The organism is Flavobacterium omnivorum (genome assembly GCF_900099915.1).
GTDB classification, from domain to species: domain Bacteria; phylum Bacteroidota; class Bacteroidia; order Flavobacteriales; family Flavobacteriaceae; genus Flavobacterium; species Flavobacterium omnivorum.
Map to the genome: position 1 here is coordinate 44,414 of NZ_FNDB01000017.1, position 19,744 is coordinate 64,157.

General features: G+C 35.2%; 19 protein-coding genes. 5 read left to right on the forward strand and 14 right to left on the reverse strand.

Going from position 1 to position 19,744, the window contains the following annotated elements; genetic code table 11:
* Positions 1-57: 57 nt before the first annotated feature.
* Positions 58-2,175, reverse strand: a complete 2,118-nt coding sequence (locus tag BLS90_RS13620; protein ID WP_091258579.1) for a glycoside hydrolase family 97 protein — start codon at positions 2,173-2,175, stop codon at positions 58-60.
* Between the two features lie 314 nt (positions 2,176-2,489).
* The gene (locus BLS90_RS13625) at positions 2,490-4,136 is read right to left on the reverse strand and encodes a DUF6377 domain-containing protein (protein WP_091258581.1); all 1,647 of its coding nucleotides are present in this window, start codon (positions 4,134-4,136) and stop codon (positions 2,490-2,492) included.
* 312 nt (positions 4,137-4,448) lie between these two features.
* Between BLS90_RS13625 and hflX the strand changes: the two genes are divergently transcribed.
* The 4 genes from hflX (at position 4,449) to BLS90_RS13640 (ending at position 7,591) form a co-directional block, all read left to right on the forward strand.
* The gene (gene hflX, locus BLS90_RS13630; RefSeq protein WP_091258583.1) at positions 4,449-5,699 is read left to right on the forward strand and encodes a GTPase HflX; all 1,251 of its coding nucleotides are present in this window, start codon (positions 4,449-4,451) and stop codon (positions 5,697-5,699) included.
* A 294-nt stretch (positions 5,700-5,993) separates the two neighbouring features.
* Complete coding sequence (locus BLS90_RS13635) at positions 5,994-6,437, forward strand: hypothetical protein (RefSeq protein WP_091258585.1); 444 nt, start codon at positions 5,994-5,996, stop codon at positions 6,435-6,437.
* 311 nt (positions 6,438-6,748) lie between these two features.
* Positions 6,749-6,922 (forward strand): hypothetical protein, encoded by a 174-nt coding sequence (locus BLS90_RS16925; protein ID WP_175455489.1) that lies wholly within the window; start codon positions 6,749-6,751, stop codon positions 6,920-6,922.
* Between the two features lie 114 nt (positions 6,923-7,036).
* Positions 7,037-7,591, forward strand: coding sequence for an REP-associated tyrosine transposase (locus tag BLS90_RS13640; protein WP_091258586.1), 555 nt, complete (start codon positions 7,037-7,039; stop codon positions 7,589-7,591).
* A gap of 155 nt (positions 7,592-7,746) precedes the next feature.
* On the opposite strand, the gene BLS90_RS13645 is transcribed toward BLS90_RS13640, so the two are convergent.
* The 8 genes from BLS90_RS13645 to BLS90_RS13680 all read right to left on the reverse strand — a co-directional run bounded on the left by BLS90_RS13645 (position 7,747) and on the right by BLS90_RS13680 (position 14,043).
* A complete protein-coding gene (locus BLS90_RS13645) occupies positions 7,747-8,595 on the reverse strand; it encodes a DUF3078 domain-containing protein (protein WP_091258587.1) in 849 nt (282 codons plus the stop codon).
* 50 nt (positions 8,596-8,645) lie between these two features.
* Positions 8,646-9,161 (reverse strand): DUF2480 family protein, encoded by a 516-nt coding sequence (locus BLS90_RS13650; protein WP_091258589.1) that lies wholly within the window; start codon positions 9,159-9,161, stop codon positions 8,646-8,648.
* 8 nt (positions 9,162-9,169) lie between these two features.
* Positions 9,170-11,002: an ABC transporter ATP-binding protein gene (locus BLS90_RS13655; protein WP_091258591.1), complete on the reverse strand. Its 1,833-nt coding sequence runs from the start codon at positions 11,000-11,002 to the stop codon at positions 9,170-9,172.
* A 1-nt stretch (position 11,003) separates the two neighbouring features.
* A complete protein-coding gene (locus tag BLS90_RS13660; RefSeq protein WP_091258593.1) occupies positions 11,004-11,327 on the reverse strand; it encodes an SUF system Fe-S cluster assembly protein in 324 nt (107 codons plus the stop codon).
* 126 nt (positions 11,328-11,453) lie between these two features.
* A complete protein-coding gene (locus BLS90_RS13665) occupies positions 11,454-11,861 on the reverse strand; it encodes a GxxExxY protein (protein WP_091258596.1) in 408 nt (135 codons plus the stop codon).
* A 70-nt stretch (positions 11,862-11,931) separates the two neighbouring features.
* Positions 11,932-12,351 carry a SufE family protein gene (locus tag BLS90_RS13670; protein ID WP_091258598.1) on the reverse strand — a complete coding sequence of 140 codons (420 nt, stop codon included), beginning with the start codon at positions 12,349-12,351 and terminating at the stop codon, positions 11,932-11,934.
* 23 nt (positions 12,352-12,374) lie between these two features.
* The gene (locus tag BLS90_RS13675) at positions 12,375-12,809 is read right to left on the reverse strand and encodes a hypothetical protein (protein WP_091258600.1); all 435 of its coding nucleotides are present in this window, start codon (positions 12,807-12,809) and stop codon (positions 12,375-12,377) included.
* A gap of 19 nt (positions 12,810-12,828) precedes the next feature.
* Positions 12,829-14,043, reverse strand: a complete 1,215-nt coding sequence (locus BLS90_RS13680; RefSeq protein WP_091258602.1) for an aminotransferase class V-fold PLP-dependent enzyme — start codon at positions 14,041-14,043, stop codon at positions 12,829-12,831.
* A 165-nt stretch (positions 14,044-14,208) separates the two neighbouring features.
* Here BLS90_RS13680 and BLS90_RS13685 point away from each other — a divergent pair, with 165 nt between their 5' ends.
* Positions 14,209-15,561, forward strand: a complete 1,353-nt coding sequence (locus BLS90_RS13685; protein ID WP_091258603.1) for a serine hydrolase domain-containing protein — start codon at positions 14,209-14,211, stop codon at positions 15,559-15,561.
* Between the two features lie 80 nt (positions 15,562-15,641).
* Here the strand turns inward: BLS90_RS13685 and sufD are convergent, their stop codons facing one another.
* The 4 genes from sufD to sufB all read right to left on the reverse strand — a co-directional run bounded on the left by sufD (position 15,642) and on the right by sufB (position 19,741).
* Positions 15,642-16,958 (reverse strand): Fe-S cluster assembly protein SufD, encoded by a 1,317-nt coding sequence (gene sufD / locus BLS90_RS13690; protein WP_091258605.1) that lies wholly within the window; start codon positions 16,956-16,958, stop codon positions 15,642-15,644.
* Between the two features lie 81 nt (positions 16,959-17,039).
* Positions 17,040-17,792, reverse strand: coding sequence for a Fe-S cluster assembly ATPase SufC (gene sufC / locus BLS90_RS13695; protein ID WP_091258607.1), 753 nt, complete (start codon positions 17,790-17,792; stop codon positions 17,040-17,042).
* Positions 17,793-17,832: 40 nt separating this feature from the next.
* A complete protein-coding gene (locus BLS90_RS13700) occupies positions 17,833-18,222 on the reverse strand; it encodes a four helix bundle protein (RefSeq protein WP_091258609.1) in 390 nt (129 codons plus the stop codon).
* A gap of 70 nt (positions 18,223-18,292) precedes the next feature.
* Positions 18,293-19,741 (reverse strand): Fe-S cluster assembly protein SufB, encoded by a 1,449-nt coding sequence (gene sufB / locus BLS90_RS13705; protein ID WP_073355497.1) that lies wholly within the window; start codon positions 19,739-19,741, stop codon positions 18,293-18,295.
* Positions 19,742-19,744 lie beyond the last annotated feature (3 nt).

The following is a 19,744-nucleotide window of genomic DNA, read 5'->3' on the forward strand; positions in this document are numbered from 1 at the left end:
CTACGCTATTATAAAATCACAAAAGGCTGTTCAATTTGAACAGCCTTTTGTGATTTATTACTTTTTGATTTCAATAATGCTAATCGCATAACCGCCACCTGGAGCACTAAGTTGTGCTAGTTTTGATTTGTTGGTTATCGTCATTTTTCGAATCGTATACGCTTGCGGATTGGTTTTATAATGTGCGTCTTTAGCATCAGCATAAATCGTTGCCTCATATTTTTTTCCTTTTTCTAAGAAATCAAATTTGATTGTTGAGGTACGAGAAGTTTCTCCATTAACATTACCAACGAACCAATTGTTCGTCCCTTTTGCTTTACGTGCAACGGTAACATATTGACCAGGTTCTGCTTCCAAGTATTTACTGTCCGACCAATCTACTGCTACATCTTTAATGAACTGAAAAGCATCTGGAAAACGGTCATAATTTTCTGGAGTATCAGCTGCCATTTGCAGTGGGCTGTACATCGTTACATACAATGCCAGTTGATTTGCAATTGTGCTATTTACATGGGAATTGTTGTCCTTATTCATTTTACTCAAATCCATTTCAAAAATTCCAGGCGTATAATCCATCGGTCCGCCCACTAAACGTGTAAATGGCAAAACCGTCACGTGATTTGGTTTAGAACCTCCAAAAGATTGATATTCTGTTCCTCTTGCCGCTTCATTACCTATTAAGTTAGGGTATGTTCTTGCAATTCCTGTTGGACGAACCGCCTCGTGCGCATTCACCATAATTTTATAATCAGCTGCTTTTTCTATTGCGAATTGATAGTGGTTATTCATAAATTGGTTGTAATGATTCCCACCGTTTTCAATGATAGAACCTACATAACCACTTTTTACGGCATCATATCCATTGTCTTTCATGAACTGGTAGGCCTTATCCATGTGACGCTCGTAGTTACGCACAGAACCCGAAGTTTCATGGTGCATCATCATTTTAATACCTTTTGATTTGGCATATTCATGCAATCCTTTAACATCAAAATCCGGATATGGAGTCAGAAAATCAAAAACATAATCCTTGGAATGTCCAAACCAATCTTCCCAACCTTCATTCCAGCCTTCGACTAAAACCGCATCAAAACCATGTTTCGCTGCAAAATCAATGTATTTTTTCACATTGGCGTTATTGGCACCATGTTTTCCATTAGGTTTTGCTTTTGAAAAATCAGTAACGCCAAGTTGTACCGTAGGAAATTCATCCGTGTACGCCCAAGAACTTTTTCCGGTAATCATTTCCCACCAAACACCTACGTATTTAACGGGTTTTATCCATGATGTATCTTCAATTTTGTTAGGGTCGTTCAAGTTCAACGTCATTTTTGAAGCTAAAATTTCTCTGGAATCATCACTAACAATTATGGTACGCCAAGGCGAATGATTTGGCGCCTGCATATATCCTTTGTCCCCTTTTGCATCTGGTGTCAACCAAGATTCGAAAACCATAGTTTTATCATCCAGATTCAAATGCATACAAGAATAATCAATTAATGCCGCTTCGTGTAAATTGATATACAAACCGTCCGCCGTTTTTAGCATTAGCGAAGTTTGAACTCCTGTCAAAGAAAAAGAAGTTTGTGATACATTAGCCGTTTTTGCTTTTTCAGCCAATCCTCTAATTTCTGATAATTTTGAAGTTGTATAATCATATTCCTGGGTATCATAATCACCAGGAATCCAAAACGCGGTATGATCGGCTGTCATGGCAAACTGTGTTCTTTCTTCTTTGATTACAAAATACGTAAGGTTTTTTTGCGAAGGGAATTCATAACGAAATCCTAGACCATCGTCAAACAAACGGAAACGAATCACAATTTGTCTGTCGGTTTCTTTTTGATTTAAGGTTACTGCCAATTCGTTATAATGATTGCGAATGGAGGCTACTTCTCCCCAAACTGGTTTCCAGTTTTCATCAAAAGTTGACGCCTTCGAGTCAATAACAGTAAAGTCATTTAGCAACGATTTTTTGTCATTTTTCAACTCAAGACCCAATTTACTTGGTTTTACAACTGCTTTATTTTTGTAGTTCAAACTGTAACTTGGAGTTCCGTCATTTTGTAAGGAGAATTCCATTAGAAATTTTCCATTTGGTGATTTTAACTGCTGCGATTGTGCAGGGCTAAAAAACGCGAGCCACATTAGGGCTGTGAAAAGAAATTGCTTCATTTTTTAAATAGAATTTGATAAATTAATTTTTCAGGTTTAGTAATAGATTGTGATTAACATGATTTTCACGAGATCGATTTATTAAAAAATCCATAGTTTTCCATATTTCGAAAAGGTAAAAGTAAACGCTTTACACACTACATATTTTTGTCATCATAAAAAAGTAGATTGTATTTCTCTTTTTTAAATGCAAGATACTGAATAACGGTTTATTATGTAAATTTGGTATTTAAAAAAAGTGGTGGATTGATAGTAAAAATAAGGTTCCCAAGATTGTTTTAATCCCAAAGACCTGCTAGAAAAACAGCATTTTTCTATTTTAGATTGGTTCCAATCCGCATTACGTTAGCTTCAAAATCTTCTCGTGGACCTGCTGCTTTGTTTTTGAGTTGGGAACGGTAATTGTAAATTGTGGATACTGAATACCGAAGAAATATTGAAATTTTTGCACTGTCCTTGATGCCCAAACGAATGAGTGCAAAAATCCGTAGTTCCGTATTCAGTAATTCGCCTTCTTTCAATTGGATCGCTTCGTCATCAATCAACAAAGCGCTGAATTCTGCTATGAAATTAGGAAAGAGTTGCAGGAACGTCTTGTCGAAATTGGTGAGAAATGCAGCAAATTCATTTTCGACAAATTGTTTCGATTTTACGGCACTAATCAGGTCATTCATTTTTCCCGTTGTTGCCATTACATTCAATTTTCGGCGGTATTCGTCTAATTTTCCGATGTAGTCTGAACACTGATCCATGTAACGACCAATGTATATTTCTTTCAAAAGATTGGCTTCGGTCAGCGTATAATTGGTTTCATTCAATTTTTCATTGAAAATATTTAGTTCAGTATTCAACTCCGAAAGCTTGCTGTTGGCCAAACTTAAATCCTGCTTTGCTTTGGACAATTTTTTCATTTGCTTAAAAAGTAAAAAAAGCACCGCCAACAGGAACACGGATAATATACTCGCACTTATTAAAAACAGTACCAACTGAAATCGATTGGTTTCATTTTGTTTTTGATACGCCTCGTTGATAATGGGCAGCATCTTCGATATTTCATAAGTTCGTAAGCGCGCATTACAAAAAAGAGCATCTTCAAGAGAGCGTTTTATGTATTTGTAAGCGCGATCAATATCTCCGTTTTCATACATTAGAAAAGCCAACGAACGCAACGAAATGTATTCTTTTTTGGCCAATTGCAAATCGGAAATGGCCGAAATAGTCAACCATTTTTTCTCCTGATTAAAGTCTTTTTTTTGGCGATAGGCCTGCGAAATAATGTAGGCAATAACCGCTCGATCATCACTGTTGTGAGCAATATTTGGGAAATAGTTCAGTAATAAAGTCAATGTTTCTTTGTGTTTTCCAGCATCAAGAAACGTACTGGACTTTGCCATAATGTAAGCACTTGATTGCGGTTTGTAATAATTTAAAGAAGAATCACGGTACTTTTTTGTTAAAACAATATAGTTCTTTTTTTCCGGAAGTGAAGCCGCATAATCAGACATATAACCATAAACGACGCTATTTACGGTGAAATAATAGCCTTTTATTTCGGGTGAAGTATTGATGTTGATTCGATTAAGAATATCCGTTGCTTCCTTGTACATTCCTAATGTTCCCATGATGGAAGCCAAATTTAATCGAGCATGATTTAGCTTTTCATTATCATTTAGTTTTTCGGCTATTTGAAAACTCTTTCGAGCATAAATCAAGGCGGAATCCGATTGATACGATTTATACTCCGCATATAATTTACCATAGATATCATATTTTTGAATATCGGTAAAAGCAGATGGCAGTAGCTCTTTGTATTTATTGATTTGAATCTCTTTTTTATCCGAATACAATTGGTAATCAGCAACTGTTTGATCCAATTCCTGTAATAATTGTTCAGAATTTTTTTGGGCAAAAAGAAAAATAGGAGACAAAAATGCAATAAGTACTGTCAAAAAGCGATTCATTCAAATGGTATTAAATTGCTGTAAAAATAATTAAAAATCCAATGGAACTTCAAAAGTAAGGTTTGCAAAAGCAAGAGTTTTTAAAATAACCGCAAATTCGCTAATTTCTTTTCGATAAACTTTTAGCCACTAATTATCCGAATATTGACTAATTTTTTTAAAAGTAAAGATTAAATTGTGGAAAAATATTTCTTCAGTCTAATTTTTGGCTCGACCAAAATACTATCATTATTCACACGTTATGATTTTTTTATAAACCCAGAACTCAATAAGTCCCTTACAAATCATTAAATTTGTAACTTATTCAAAGACATGTTAGAAAAAGAAGTAATAAATTTCGAGAAAACGGCTATAGTTGGTATTGTAACTCAAAACCAAAGTGAAGAGAAACTACGCGAATATCTTGACGAATTGGAGTTTTTGACTTTTACCGCAGGAGGCCAAGTGGTGAAACGTTTTTCGCAAAAAATGGAACGTCCTAATCCTAAGACTTTTGTAGGAACTGGAAAAATTGAAGAGATTCATCTTTTTGTAAAAGAAAATGATATCTCGACTTTGGTATTTGATGATGAATTATCGCCTTCACAGCAAAAAAATATATCTAAAATCATTACAGAATGTAAAATTCTGGATAGAACGCACCTTATCCTTGATATTTTTGCGCAACGTGCCGAAACTTCGTATGCAAGAACGCAGGTAGAATTAGCACAATGTATCTATATGTTGCCTCGATTATCGGGATTGTGGACACACTTGGAGCGTCAAAAAGGGGGAATTGGAATGCGTGGACCTGGAGAGACAGAGATTGAAACCGACAGACGTATTGTACGAGATAGAATCGCTTTATTGAAAGATAAAATCAAAGCAATCGACAAACAAATGGGAACGCAAAGAGGCAATCGCGGTTCTATGGTTCGTGTGGCTTTAGTTGGGTATACTAATGTGGGGAAATCGACTTTGATGAATGCCGTTGGGAAAAGTGACGTTTTTGTAGAGAACAAACTTTTTGCAACTTTGGACACCACCGTTCGAAAAGTAGTGATCAAAAACCTGCCTTTCTTGCTTTCGGATACCGTAGGTTTTATCAGAAAATTGCCAACACAACTGGTTGATTCTTTCAAAAGTACGCTGGATGAGGTTCGCGAAGCGGATTTGTTATTGCACGTAGTTGATATTTCGCATCCGGAATTTGAAGATCATATTGCATCCGTAAACCAAACGTTATTGGACATCAAGGCAAATGACAAACCCGTTATTATGGTATTCAACAAAATCGATGCGTACAAGCATTTGACTATTGATGAGGATGATTTAATGACCGAAAAAACGCCAAGACATTACACGCTGGAAGAATGGAAAGCGACTTGGATGAGTCGAGTAGGAGAGCAAAATGCGTTGTTCATTTCGGCTACCGAGAAAGAAAATTTCGAGGAATTCAGAGAACGCGTTTACGAAGCCGTAAGACAAATTCACATCACCCGTTTTCCGTACAATAAGTTTTTATATCCGGATTATAAAGACGCGGTGGAAAAAGAAGACAAAGACGAAGAAGAAAACGAATAATTTTCTCGTAAACATAAAATACACAATCCCTTTTGATATTTTCAAAAGGGATTTTTTTTGGGCATGCCCCAGCTTCCTCTGCGTTACAGCTGCGTCAGGCTGTTCGCTATAATCTCCCGAAGAAAAATCGGGAGGATTTCCGCTGCCATCCTTCATGTGGTTTAGCGATGACGATAATTTACAAATAAAAAGTCTATTTGATGATTTGTAAGATAATTATTAAACTGTATATTTGAAAGTAATACGCTATGTAGTAGCGCCTATATATAAGTTATCTGTAATCATAAAAACTCGATGAAATCAAATTTAGTAATCTTTTTGACGTTTTTTATTGTATCGTGCAAAAGCTCAAGTGGTATTTCTTTCGTTGTAGAAAGTATAAATAATTGTTCAGAAGGTTCTAATCAAATAGAAGTTGATGAGAAAGCTTATTTTGACGAAAAATCTAAATCATTAATAATCTATATTGGCGAAAACTATAACCAAAGTTTACAAAAATGGATAATTCCCCTTTCTGAACTTAATCCAGAAAACGTGTCTTATCAGAATAATGATTTTACACAAGTAGCAACTACGATTCCAAACGGTCTGAAGAAAATTAAGTACTATCAAAACGAAATTGAAAATGATAGTCTCAATCAATTTGTGTATAATGTTCATGACTATTGCATGGATAAAAAAAATATAGAAAAATTTATACAACATTACAGAAATGGAATAAGAAAAATTGACGAATGACTACAGATAACCGCCATTTTGAGCTAGCTGTAATTTAGTGGAATTATCGTTTCGCATTAAGTTTTCGTTAATCCGAAAACTGAGCGGTTACGAACTTCCAGCCATCTCAAAGTGGCATAACGTTAGCGATAATTGTAACCCCACTAGCGCTCGTTTGTCCTCGTTCTCTGGTGCTCGTCTGCGACGAGTACCTACTTAAATTAAGAAACAAATTATAGCGTTTGCAACGCGGATCGCTAAAACCGGAGTAGCTTTAAATAACTATACGACTGTTTTATAGTAGAGTTTCTTAAAATCAATATTTGAAAAGAATGTCTGAGAATTACAAAGTTATCGATAGTACAGTGCCTACTTTTATTACTATAACAGTTGTAGACTGGGTAGATTTATTTGTACGACATAATTATTGTACTATTATAGATGAACCCACTAGCGCTCGTTTGTCCACGTTCTCTGGTGCTCGTTTGCAACGAGTACCTACTTAAATTATGAAACAAATTACAGCGTTTGCAACGCGGATCGCTAAAAGCGGAGTAGCTTTAAATAACTATACGACTGTTTTATAGTAGCGTTTCTTAAAATCAATATTTTCAAAAAACATGTCTGAGAAATATAAAGTTATCGATAGTACAGTGCCAACTTTTATTACTATAACAGTTGTAGACTGGGTAGATTTATTGGTACGACCTAATTATTGTACTATTTTAGATGAATCCTTAAATTATTGTATCAAGGAAAAAGGATTGAGTGTGCATGCTTATGTATACATGACTAGTCATATTCATTTAATTGTAACAGCATTTGACGGTGAGCTGCAAAATGTTATTCGGGATTTCAAAAAATTCACATCAAAAAAACTGATAGAAGCCATAAAAGAACATCCTGAGAGCAGGCGAGAATGGCTGTTACGGAAATTTAGTTTTGAAGCTCAAAAATCAGGAAGGGCTAAAAATTATAAGGTGTGGCAAGATGGTTTTCATCCCGTTATATTGGATACTTTAGAAAAAATAGAACAGCGTGTAAACTACATACATTATAATCCTGTTGAAGCCGAAATTGTTTTTAATGAAAGAGATTATGTAAACAGTAGTTATAGAAATTATGAAGAAGACAATACTGTTTTTTGTAATGTAAATGTGGATCCTTTTTGGTAATCTGTTTAGATTGGCCGCGTTGCAAACGCTTTATTTAGTTTACATAAGTAAGTAGGTACTCGTTGCAAACGAGCACCAGAGTACGAGTGGCAACGGTATAAAAAACAGACCTTTAGAAATTTTCTAAAGGTCTGTTTTTATAAAAATGTATTTTCTTAAAAACCATAATTAACGCCTAATCCAAATACTTCTCTAACCTGAACGGCTTGAATCGAATTGTCATCATAAATAGCTTGTAAAGCTACGTTAGCCGACAAGTATTTATTGATTTTCATGATGACATTCATTTGGTAATCAACATCTACGTTTTGAGGATTATCTAAATAATTGGAATATAAATTCAGTCGGTTTTCTACAGACACATTCGTCATGATATTGAATTTATAGTATGCTGTAATACTGGCTCCAAATTCAAATCGAGTAGAGTTACCTTGCAATACTCCAAACGAAGGTCCAAATTCAGTAAAATGCGGATGAACAACAATCAGTTTTGCAGTCGCTGGAGAAAAATTGACACTTAAATTATCACTCTTTTTCCACAGCATTCCTGGTCCCAACTGGAAATAAGCCGGAGAGAAAAAATGGGATATTTTATCGTCATTTTTGTCTAAACCAGTGTCCATTTGAGTCTTGAAATTAAAAAACATCGAATAGTACCATTGCCCTTTGGCTTTCTTTCCCCAAAGAGAATTCAGTTCCAGACGATCGTCCGTTTTTGCGGTTTTTTCGTCTCCTTTTATTTTGGTTAAACCGTATGCTAAAATAAATTTGTTATCCCAAACGATATCTTCTTTTTTATAATTGAAGTCATAATTCAGTCCAAAATTCCCCGCAATATTGGAAGTTCCGCCACCGAGCCATTGCTTATTATAAGCCGATTGATTAAAAAGCAGTGAGATATTTCCTTTTTTAGTCCAATACTTTATCGTGTCTGTTGCTGTTTCTTGGGCGGTAACAGAAAGTGTGGCGAAAATAAATACGAAAGAAATAGCTATTTTTTTCATGACTTTATATTTTTAGTGCTACAATAAAAGTAAAAAAAAATTACAATAAATTAACCTTTCTTTGAAGCTTTGTACAACGGCACAGCTGAGCAGGCCTCACCATACATAATACTTCGGGCAAAAGGTTGCAAGTAATGCGCTGCTAATACATAAGCCCGCATTGGAACCGGTTTTCTGGAGCATCCTTTTATGATTACTGGCTTGTTTTCGTAAACCGAATAGTCTATTTTAGACAGTAACTCTTCATAAAGAGAAGCGTCTAAATCTTCCAAAGTTCCATTGATGATTTTCTTCGCAAATGGCGCTAGTTGAATGGCAACCAAAATAGAAGCCCAAGCTGGAACAATTGCATTGGTACTGCAATGAATAGCGACATATTGATCTTGATATTGTGACCAATCGTGATTTTTCAATTCCTCTCTAAAGTCTTTTTCTTTCAATAAAAAACCTTCTAAAAGCCATTGCGCCATATCAATTTGTGTCCGAGTACCTATAGGATAATAATCTTCAAGATCAAAAACCACCAAAATACTATTGGCAACTTTATTTATAATTTCATCTTCCATACCATTTTTTATTGATAGCCTTCAGCCTGTAGTGTAAACAGTTGGGCATATAATTTATTGTTTTCCATTAACTCATTATGCGTTCCGGATTCTAAGATCTTACCTTCTTGTAAGACTAAAATGCGGTCTGCCTGTCTCACAGTGCTAAATCTATGAGAAATTATTACACTGGTTTTATCTTTTATTAATCCTATAAACCGTTCAAAAACTTCACTTTCAGCCTTGGCGTCCAGCGCCGATGTGGGCTCGTCCAGAATCATAACCTCAGCGTTTTTCATGTAAGCCCGTGCCAATGCGATTTTTTGCCATTGTCCTCCGGATAGTTCCTGACCTTTGGCAAATCGTTTTCCCAGTTGTTGTTCGTAGCCATACTTTAATTCAGAGACAACTTCGTTGGCCAAACTCAATTCAGCCGCTTTTTGTATTCGTTCGTAATCATTAATTTCATCAATTTTTCCGATGGCGATATTTTCTTTCACTGAAAATTCATACTTGAAAAAATCCTGAAAAAGGACTCCAAAATATTCCTGGTAATTGGCCTTGTTATATCGATTTATATTGATGCCATCAAGTAAAATTTCACCTGATGTTGGCTCGTAAAACCGAAGCAGTAATTTAGTAAGTGTTGTTTTTCCAGCACCATTCTGCCCAACGAATGCCATTTTTTCTCCAGCTTTTATAACAAAACTAATGTCTTTTACTATTTGATTATCAGATTCCGGATAAGCAAAATAGACGTTTTTAAATTCAAATCCGGTTTTGATTTTTTCTGGCAACGGAACCTCCTTTTCATTTTTATATTCGGACGGAATGTCAAGAAAATCAAAATAATCTTTCAGATATAAAGAGCTTTCGGATATTCGAGTAAATTTCGAAAAAAAATCTCGCAGACTAGTCATTAAACGATTGAAACTCCCGGATAAAAAAGTTAATTCACCAAGTGTAATTCCGCCCGAAAGAACTCTGTAAATTATAAAAACATATGCTGCATAATAACTAATTGATCCTAAAACATTAAATAAAAACCCATAACTGGAACGTTTTACAACGAGCGATTTATTTAATTTAAAATAGCGCGTTGCAAGGGTTTCAAATCTTTCGACCAGAAAGCTAGTTAATCCAAAAAGCTTAATTTCCTTTGCCGTTTTATCATTAGCGCCAATGAATCTAAGGTAATCCAATTCCCTTCTTTCGGAAGTCCAGCTTCTAGCCAGCGAATATTGTTGTTGACTGAAACGTACTTCGTTAATAAAAGACGGAAAAATGCTTAAAATTAATAAGACAATTAAATAAGGTTCAAAATAAATCAATCCTATTACAAGCGAAAAGATAGAAATAGTAGTTTGCGCTTGACCTAAAACATTCGACATTAAATCGACACGACCTGCCGTTTGCGTTCTTGCTCGATCTAGCTTGTCGTAAAATTCAGAATTTTCCAGCAGACTAATATCGATTTCATTAGTCTTTTTGATAATTTTAATCGAACTATTGATATTGTACTGATCTCCAAGAATTCCATCGGTAAGTGAAATTGCCCGACCTACCAAATCAGATAACACGACGAGTATAAACTCTATTGCTACAGAACGCCATAGCGTAGAATAATCCTTTTCGCCATGTGTTGTAATTTGGATGATGGCATCAAAAATGAGTTTTCCAACCCATAAAATTGCAACCGGCAACAAAGCTGCAACTAGCCTGCAAAAAGCTGATGTCAAGAATAGCGTTTTGTTAGTACGCCAAATTTCTTTGAAAAAGCGGGGTATAAAAAAAAGCGAATCAAAAGAAGATTTTAATCCAATTTTTTGATCGTTTAAAGATTTGGGTTGAGTCCGCGCCATTTTAAAGCATTCCCAATTCTAATTTTGCTTCCTCGCTCATTAAATCTTTGCTCCATGGCGGATCAAAAGTGATTTCTACTTCAGCATCTTTTACATGCTCAATCGACTTTACTTTGTCTTCGACCTCTCGTGGTAAACTTTCTGCAACTGGGCAGTTTGGAGAGGTAAGTGTCATTAGGATTTTTACTTCATAATCCGTATTTACCATCACGTCGTAAATCAATCCTAATTCATATATATCTACAGGAATCTCCGGATCGTAAATAGTCTTTAATATTTTTACGATTGATTCTCCTAATTCTGTGGTGTCTATCTCTTGTTCCATTGTTTGAATGTTTTAACCATATAAGACATTGAAGGTCATTTAAGGTTTTTGTTTTGAATATTATATTTGTACTTTTTTATTATTTAGCTTGATTAAATCGTATCAAGAGTATGCTATGTTTATTTTTTATTCTTCCAGATATCTATATCTTTCGTTGACATATGTTTTTTGTCCTTCTTTAAAAATATGTGTTACATTGAAATTTATCATTAATCCTATAGGAATTTCCAAAAGGTTCATATAGGTTAAAATTTGGGCTTCATGTATTGGTAAAACTTTTTCGACTGCTTTAAGTTCAACTACTAAACTTTTTTCAACCAATAAGTCACATCTTAATCCTGTTTCAAGTTCTAAACCTTTATAATAAACAGGTATTGTAAGTTCAGTTTCGAATTCTAAACCTCTAATTGTCAATTCTTTTTTTAAACAGGTATGATAAACACTTTCTAAAAGACCGGGACCAAGATGTTTATGGACTTCTATAGCACAACCATTAACCTGATAAATTAAATCTTTTAAATATGTTTTGGTCATAAATTTTTCGTTTTTATTCTGACTTATATGACCTTAAATGTCTTATATGGTTAAACGAATTAGTTCGGAATCAATTCTGTGCATTGAACGCCAAAGCATACATTTTAATATTTTTTATCATCGATACCAATCCGTTAGCTCGCGTTGGCGATAGGTGTTCTTTCAAGCCTATTTCATCAATAAAATTCATGTCGGCTTCTAGGATATCCGATGCTTTTTGATTGGAGAAAGTCCGAATCAATATCGCAATGATTCCTTTGGTCAAGATGGCATCACTATCAGCGGTGAAAACAATTTTATCGTCTGTTTGTTCCCCTTGCAACCATACTTTCGATTGGCAGCCTTTGATGATGTTATTTTCGGTTTTGTATTCTTCTTTGATTAGCGGCAGTTTTTTTCCTAATTCGATGATGTATTCATACCGTTCCATCCAGTCGTCAAACATGGAGAACTCATCAACAATTTCTTCTTGTATCTCTTTAATTTTCATAATTAGCTGATTTTGTTTCCGTATTACTCTTGTTTAACAAATGAATTTATCTTAACAACGAATTTCTTTATTTCCTTTGGCGGAAAGCCATGATCAAAACCTGTTGTATCATAGATTTTGTCTTTGTAATTGATTGTTAAGTTGGCAATAGCTGCACCATCATGAAAACGCTTTTCAGTTGGTGCTTTCAGTTCGGATAACCGATCTAATTCTAACGCTTTGAAACAAGCCACAACTTCTTTCCAATCGGCATCACTAATTTTTATGGGCGCCGCTTTATCATTTCCATCTCTGTCTTTAGAAACAGTGATTGTCTGATTTTTCAGGGTGATTTTTTGATAAAAACCTCTGGTATTGGCGGTGTATTCAATTACGGCGTTTTGCATATCTTGAGCCTTAGCACTATCGCAACCGTTGCTTAAGAAAATAGTAAGGAATAAAATAGATAGTATTTTCATGTGACTTTAATTTTGGTTTTTAAGACAACATAAGCTGCGCTTTTTTAACTGCCGCTACCATGAGATCAATTTCTTCTTTGGTATTATAAAAAGCAAATGAGGCTCTTATCGTACCAGGGATGTTAAAGAAAGTCATGATAGGTTGCGCGCAATGATGTCCTGTGCGTACCGCTATTCCTAATTTGTCAATTATTGTACCAATATCATAAGGATGGATTCCTTCAATGTTAAACGAAATTACGGAAGTTTTTTCTTTGGCAGTGCCAAAAATTTTCAACCCTTCAATTTCTAGCAAACGTTTGGTACCATAGTGTAGTAATTCTTTTTCTTGCTGTTGAATGTTGTCAAAACCCACTTCATTCATATAATCAATTGCAGTTCCTAGGGCAATTCCCCCAGCAATATTTGGTGTTCCGGCTTCGAATTTATGGGGCAATTCCGCATAAGTTGTTTTCTCGAAACTCACTTCCTTGATCATTTCTCCTCCACCTTGATATGGCGGTAATTTATTCAACCACGCTTCTTTTCCATATAAAATTCCGGTTCCCGTAGGTCCGCAAATTTTATGACCTGAAAAAACATAAAAGTCACAGTCCAATTCTTGAACATTTGGTTTCAAATGCGGAACGGCTTGCGCACCATCAATCAAAATTGCAGCTCCCACCTCATGTGCTTTATCAATCATGTATTTAATAGGATTGACAGTGCCAAGGGCATTAGAGATATGATTAACCGTTACGATTTTCGTTTTGTTTGAAAGTAACGCATCATATTCGGCCATGATTAATTCGCCTTCCTGATTCATAGGAATTACGCGTAAGACAGCTCCAGTTTTCTCACATAACATTTGCCAAGGCACAATATTGCTGTGGTGTTCCAATGCGGAAACCAAGATTTCATCCCCTGGTTTCAAGATAGCAGCAAAGCCATTGGTAACCAAGTTAATTCCATGTGTAGTTCCCGATGTAAAAAGTACTTCGTGAGCGAATTTCGCATTGATGTGACTTTGAATTTTACCACGAGAAGTTTCATACGCATCGGTTGCCAATTGGCTTAATGTGTGAACACCGCGATGAATGTTGGCATTAATCTCTTGATAATATTTTGAAATCGCATCAATCACTACTTGTGGTTTTTGCGAAGTAGCTCCATTATCGAAATAAACTAATGGTTTTCCATTTACTTTCTGAGTAAGTATAGGAAAATCGGCTCTAATTTTATTTATATCTAGCATAATTATTTAGAAAAGTTCTAAATACAAAAGTAGTGAAAAACCAAATCGTTTTAGCCACGAATTCACTAATTTTTATGCTTGTTTCTTATGCGTTTATAGAATTTTCTTATTGAATTAGTAATTGGATTTTTTATTAAATTGCAATAAATTAATTCTGTAGTCAAAATGAAAAAATTCTTTAAGTTCGTTGGTTTTGCCGCTGTTATCGGAATGTTTTATTTGGGATTCACTACCTACCCAAAACTCGATTTAATTTCTGGCTTTTCAGCCAAAAGCATCGCTTCAGGACATTTTATTGATGATCGTTCGCAAAACATGATTGAAAAAGGAGACAATGATATTGATATGATTGATTTGGCCAACAACACAATTGAAGATGCTGGACAGTTTGCCGTTGCTTCAGTTTATGGTTTGAAGGAAAGAAAAGCGATTTACCGTAAAGGATTAGGAGCCACTTTGATCAACGATGATTTTGATATTTCAAAACCGTATTTGGTTCCTAAACGAAGTTTACCGAACAACACAATTCCTTTCCCTTACGGAAATAAAGAACCAAGAGATACGGTTTTTACCAATATTGATTATGCTAAATTGAATGCGGCTGTCGCCAATGCCTTCGATACAAAAGGAGCACTAAATAAAAGAACGCGTTCGCTACTGGTGATTTATAAAGACAAAATTATTGCTGAAAAATACGATACTGGTTTTGATAAGAACAGTAAAATATTAGGTTGGTCGATGACTAAAAGTGTTACGGCGACCCTGTTTGGAGTTTTAGAAAAGCAAAGAAAATTTGATATTGATGCTCCTGCTCCAATTCCAGAATGGGCAAACGACGAACGAAAATTGATAACCACAAGTGATTTGCTCCACATGAATTCTGGCTTACAGTGGGTGGAGAATTACAGCACAATCTGTGATGCTACTAAAATGCTTTTTCAAGCCGAGGATATGACGCGTTCCCAACTTGAGAAACCAGCGGAGCATAAACCCAACACGAGATGGAATTACTCCTCAGGAACAACCAACTTACTTTCTGGAATTTTGCGAAAGCAATTCAAAACGCATCAGGAATATTTAGATTTTTGGCACACAGATTTAATAGATAAAATAGGAATGAACTCGATGGTAATCGAAACCGATATGGCTGGAAATTATGTAGGTTCTTCATACGGTTGGGCTACCACGCGCGACTGGTCAAAATTGGGGTTATTGTATTTGCACAAAGGGAATTGGAGCGGGGAACAAATTTTCAATGAAGGTTGGGCAAAATATGTTGCTACACCTACGAATACGTCAGACGGAAAATATGGTGCGCATTTTTGGCTTAATGCTGGTAGCACGTTTCAAGATGTTCCGAAGGATATGTATTTTTGTAGTGGTTATCAAGGTCAAATGATTTTGATTATTCCGTCACTTCATTTAGTTGTGGTTCGAATGGGTTTAAAAGAATCTCCAGAATTTAATTTTAATGAAATCATGAAGGGGATAATCGATTCCATAAAGCATATTAAATAAAATAGCAAAAGGCACAAAGTTTAGTAAAAACCTTGTGCCCTTTGCGTAAATCTTAGCGAACTTTGGGGTTAAAAACTTAACTACAAATCAAATCCCATTTTAACGCCTAATTTTGTAGCGATAATTTTGGTGATGCGCTGTTTCAATTCCGGTATTTTGATGTTTTCAATGACGGCATTCGAGAATGCATACATCAACAATGCTTTGGCTTCTTTTTGAGGAATTCCACGTTGCTGCATATAGAATAGCGCAGTTTCATCCAATTGTCCAACCGTGCAACCATGAGAACATTTTACGTCATCAGCAAAAATCTCCAATTGCGGTTTAGCATTTATTGTTGCTTTGTCGCTCAATAAAATATTGTTACTTTTTTGGAACGCATTCGTTTTTTGCGCTTCTTTTTCTACGTACACTTTTCCGTTGAAAACGCCCGTAGAACGATCGGAATAAATTCCTTTATAGTCCTGAAAACTTTCGCAGTTTGGAGTGGAATGTTTTACTAGAGTATAATGATCTACATGTTGTTTTTCGCCAATGATAGTGATTCCGTTTAAGGTACTTGTCAATCTTTCGCCAAAATGATAGAAATTTAAGTTGTTTCTCGTCAAGTTTCCTCCAAAAGAGAAGGTATGAACTGAAACGTGACTTTCCTGTTTTTGGGAAACATAAGTGTTGTCAATTAAATTCGCTTCAAGTGTATCATTTTGTATTTTGTAATAATCAACGATAGCACGTTTTTGAGCAAAAATCTCCGTAACGGAATTCGTTAACACTGGATTTTCATTTAAACTTTGATGACGCTCAATAATTTGAACATGAGAATTTTCACCTACAATCACTAAGTTTCTCGGCTGAACCAAAAGAGCTGCTTCATTTCCTGTAGAGAAATACATGATTTCAATAGGTTTGTCTGCTACTTTGCTCTTTGGGATGTTGATATACGCACCTTCCATGGCAAAAGCGGTATTCAACGAAGTTAAACTTTCGTCTTCGTTAGCGATTTGGTTAAAATAAGCGTCAATAACCATCTTGTATTTTGGCTTAGTCAATGCTGATGACATCAGGCATACATCAATTCCTTCATGCGTTGTTGCTGATAAATGGGAGCTGAAAACACCATCAACAAACACTATTTTATAGGTGTCTATCTCGTGTAAAAAGTATTTTTTTACATGATTGAATTCAATTGCATTTTCTTTTTTTGAAAAAACGGTAAAGTCATTTTTTAAGATGGCGTTTAACGAGGTATATTTCCACGATTCGTCTTTTTTGGTTGGGAACCCTTTATTTTCAAAGTTTTTTAAGGCAGCTGTGCGCACATCATGAAGTTCTGAATGAACATCGATGCGTTCTTCAAAAGCCATGAAAGACGATATTAATTTTTCTTTTAATTCCATTTATATATTGTTTAAAGTTTAAGGTTTAAAAGTTTAAAGTTATCTCGAGGCAACTTTAAACTTTAAACTTTAAACAAATTTTTAAGCTTCTTGTTCTTGTTTAATCCAGTCGTATCCTTTTTCTTCCAGCTCTAAAGCCAAAGAAGCGTCTCCAGATTTTACAATTTTACCGTTGAGTAAAACATGAACAAAATCAGGGACGATATAATCTAATAAACGTTGGTAATGCGTAATTACTACGATGGCGTTTTTGTCGCTTTTTAGTTTATTTACTCCGTTTGCTACAATACGCAAAGCATCAATATCAAGACCAGAATCAGTTTCATCTAGAATTGCCAATTTTGGTTCTAGCATGGCCATTTGGAAAATTTCGTTACGTTTTTTCTCTCCACCAGAAAAACCTTCGTTTAGAGAACGAGACAAAAATTTACGGTCGATTTCTAATAATTCTGATTTCTCACGAATGACTTTTAGCATTTCATTAGCAGGCATTTCTTCCTGACCGTTTGCTTTACGTGTTTCGTTGATGGCAGTTCTCATGAAGTTGGTAACTGAAACTCCCGGAATTTCCACTGGATATTGGAATGAAAGAAAAACACCTTTATGTGCTCTTTCTTCAGGAGCTAATTCACTAAGATCTTCTCCGTCTAAAGTGATTTCACCATCAGTTACTTCGTAGTTTTCATTTCCTGCAATGATGGACGCAAGGGTACTTTTTCCAGCACCATTTGGTCCCATTATCGCGTGAATTTCTCCTGCTTTTACTTCAAGGTTAATCCCTTTTAATATTTCTTTATCCCCAATTGAGGCGTGTAAATTTTTTATACTTAACATGTTTTCTTTGTTTAAAGTTTAAAGTTTAAAGTTCTCGTGTTTACTGAAACTTGGTGCCTTTAAAATCTTTCTTGTTTAAATATGATATAAAATTGTTTATTTTTCCGCTTAAATTTTCAAAATCTGTTTTTAAAATTTCAAACTTTTCTTCATTGATATAATTATAATCCAAAACTCGGTATAATTGCGACCTTGTTTCTCCAGCGGATCCTTTAGCAATTGACAAAAACTGTCTGAATTCTAAATTTCCATTTCTTTCAAATCCTTCGGCAATGTTATCCATTACTGAGCCAGAGGATGCTTTTATTTGATCTTTAAATCTGAAATCATTTTTTAAATCTGATTCTACAGCAATAATTTGAATTTCTTTGGCCAGTCGCCTTGCCTCTTTCCAAATTTCTAAATCTTCAAACCTAGTTATTGTCGCCATTCATTTTTGTTTAAGGTTTAAAGTTACTCATAAGTTACTCAACTTTAAACCTTAAACTTTAAACAAATTTTTATCCTACTGAACCTTCTAACGAAATTTCTAATAATTTTTGTGCTTCTACGGCAAATTCCATTGGCAACTTATTCAATACATCTTTACTGAAACCGTTTACGATTAAGGCAATTGCTTTTTCGGTTGGAATTCCCCGTTGGTTGCAATAGAAAACTTGGTCTTCGCCAATTTTACTTGTCGTAGCTTCATGTTCTATTTTGGCTGTTGGATTTTTGCTTTCGATATAAGGGAACGTATGCGCACCACAATTATTCCCCATTAAAAGTGAATCACATTGTGAAAAGTTACGAGCGTTATCAGCGTTTGGTGAAATACGCACTAAACCGCGGTAACTATTTTGAGATTTTCCAGCAGAAATTCCTTTAGAAATAATAGTCGATTTAGTGTTTTTACCTAAATGGATCATTTTAGTTCCAGTATCGGCTTGTTGAAAATTATTAGTGACAGCAATCGAATAAAATTCTCCTGTTGAATTGTCTCCTTTCAAAATAACAGAAGGATATTTCCAAGTTATAGCAGAACCGGTTTCTACTTGTGTCCAAGAAATTTTTGCGTTTTTCTCGCAGATTCCTCTTTTAGTTACAAAGTTGAAAACACCACCTTTTCCTTCTTTGTTTCCAGGATACCAGTTTTGTACCGTAGAATATTTGATTTCGGCATTGTCTAAAGCAATCAATTCTACGCAAGCAGCGTGCAATTGATTTTCATCACGACTTGGAGCAGTACAACCTTCTAAATAACTTACGTAACTTCCTTCATCAGCAATGAGTAAGGTACGCTCAAACTGTCCTGTTCCTGCTTGATTTATTCTAAAATAAGTAGATAGTTCCATTGGACAACGGACACCTTTTGGAATATAACAAAAAGATCCATCAGAGAAAACAGCTGAGTTTAATGCTGCATAAAAATTATCTTTTTGAGGAATAACAGATCCTAAATATTTACGAACTAACTCTGGATGTTCTTTGATAGCTTCAGAAATACTCATAAAGATGATTCCTTTTTCGCCTAATGTTTTCTTGAAAGTTGTCGCTACAGAAACGGAGTCGACTACGATATCCATAGCAACATTATTCATCATTTTTTGCTCATCGACAGAGATGCCTAACTTTTTGTACATTTCTAAAAGTTCGGGATCTACATCGTCCAATGTTTTATTGGGATCTACTGCTTTTGGAGCTGAATAATAGGAAATAGCCTGAAAATCAGGTTTGGTATAATGTACATTGGCCCATTCCGGCTCGGTCATTTGCTCCCAAGCACGAAAAGCCTCCAGACGCCAATCGGTCATCCATTGTGGCTCTCCTTTTTTGTGCGAAATAGCGCGAACGATATCTTCATTTAAACCAATAGGAAACGTTTCTGATTCTAATTCGGTGTAAAATCCGTATTCGTATTCTTTAGTTTCGAGTTCGATTTTTAAGTCGTCTTCTGTGTATTTGCTCATTCT

What these genes read in the sequence shown, in the direction of transcription:
- BLS90_RS13620 (WP_091258579.1), bottom strand. Translation starts at nt 2,175, where the DNA reads ATGAAGCAATTTCTTTTCACAGCCCTAATGTGGCTCGCGTTTTTTAGC.
- BLS90_RS13625 (WP_091258581.1), bottom strand. Translation starts at nt 4,136, where the DNA reads ATGAATCGCTTTTTGACAGTACTTATTGCATTTTTGTCTCCTATTTTT.
- hflX (WP_091258583.1), top strand. Translation starts at nt 4,449, where the DNA reads ATGTTAGAAAAAGAAGTAATAAATTTCGAGAAAACGGCTATAGTTGGT.
- BLS90_RS13635 (WP_091258585.1), top strand. Translation starts at nt 5,994, where the DNA reads ATGAAATCAAATTTAGTAATCTTTTTGACGTTTTTTATTGTATCGTGC.
- BLS90_RS16925 (WP_175455489.1), top strand. Translation starts at nt 6,749, where the DNA reads ATGTCTGAGAATTACAAAGTTATCGATAGTACAGTGCCTACTTTTATT.
- BLS90_RS13640 (WP_091258586.1), top strand. Translation starts at nt 7,037, where the DNA reads ATGTCTGAGAAATATAAAGTTATCGATAGTACAGTGCCAACTTTTATT.
- BLS90_RS13645 (WP_091258587.1), bottom strand. Translation starts at nt 8,595, where the DNA reads ATGAAAAAAATAGCTATTTCTTTCGTATTTATTTTCGCCACACTTTCT.
- BLS90_RS13650 (WP_091258589.1), bottom strand. Translation starts at nt 9,161, where the DNA reads ATGGAAGATGAAATTATAAATAAAGTTGCCAATAGTATTTTGGTGGTT.
- BLS90_RS13655 (WP_091258591.1), bottom strand. Translation starts at nt 11,002, where the DNA reads ATGGCGCGGACTCAACCCAAATCTTTAAACGATCAAAAAATTGGATTA.
- BLS90_RS13660 (WP_091258593.1), bottom strand. Translation starts at nt 11,327, where the DNA reads ATGGAACAAGAGATAGACACCACAGAATTAGGAGAATCAATCGTAAAA.
- BLS90_RS13665 (WP_091258596.1), bottom strand. Translation starts at nt 11,861, where the DNA reads ATGACCAAAACATATTTAAAAGATTTAATTTATCAGGTTAATGGTTGT.
- BLS90_RS13670 (WP_091258598.1), bottom strand. Translation starts at nt 12,351, where the DNA reads ATGAAAATTAAAGAGATACAAGAAGAAATTGTTGATGAGTTCTCCATG.
- BLS90_RS13675 (WP_091258600.1), bottom strand. Translation starts at nt 12,809, where the DNA reads ATGAAAATACTATCTATTTTATTCCTTACTATTTTCTTAAGCAACGGT.
- BLS90_RS13680 (WP_091258602.1), bottom strand. Translation starts at nt 14,043, where the DNA reads ATGCTAGATATAAATAAAATTAGAGCCGATTTTCCTATACTTACTCAG.
- BLS90_RS13685 (WP_091258603.1), top strand. Translation starts at nt 14,209, where the DNA reads ATGAAAAAATTCTTTAAGTTCGTTGGTTTTGCCGCTGTTATCGGAATG.
- sufD (WP_091258605.1), bottom strand. Translation starts at nt 16,958, where the DNA reads ATGGAATTAAAAGAAAAATTAATATCGTCTTTCATGGCTTTTGAAGAA.
- sufC (WP_091258607.1), bottom strand. Translation starts at nt 17,792, where the DNA reads ATGTTAAGTATAAAAAATTTACACGCCTCAATTGGGGATAAAGAAATA.
- BLS90_RS13700 (WP_091258609.1), bottom strand. Translation starts at nt 18,222, where the DNA reads ATGGCGACAATAACTAGGTTTGAAGATTTAGAAATTTGGAAAGAGGCA.
- sufB (WP_073355497.1), bottom strand. Translation starts at nt 19,741, where the DNA reads ATGAGCAAATACACAGAAGACGACTTAAAAATCGAACTCGAAACTAAA.